The following is a 330-nucleotide window of genomic DNA, read 5'->3' as shown; positions in this document are numbered from 1 at the left end:
CGTGCGGGGCCTCCCGGGCCCGCTCGACGTCCGCCACAGCCCCCGTCGCACCCGCCTCGAGGACCGCTTGAAGACCGGGCCCGCCCCGCACCGCGTCCGGACCCCGCGCCGCACCCCGCCCCGGGGCCGGCGGATGCGGCCCCACCAGGCACGTCGGGCCGCGCCGCACCGTGCGGAGGCGGGCGCGGGCGCGGGCGGGGCGGCCGGATCCCGACGGCCGGTCGGCGGCGGGCAGTTGGGCAAATCCTGCCGTACGGGCGCGGCCACGCCGCATGATGCAACCACGAACGCACCGGAAGGGCGGCCAAGATGAGTCTGGACGCACGCGGC

The sequence above is a fragment of the Streptomyces atriruber genome, assembly GCF_001418325.1.
Lineage (GTDB): Bacteria > Actinomycetota > Actinomycetes > Streptomycetales > Streptomycetaceae > Streptomyces > Streptomyces atriruber.
This window is presented reverse-complemented; position numbering follows the sequence as displayed.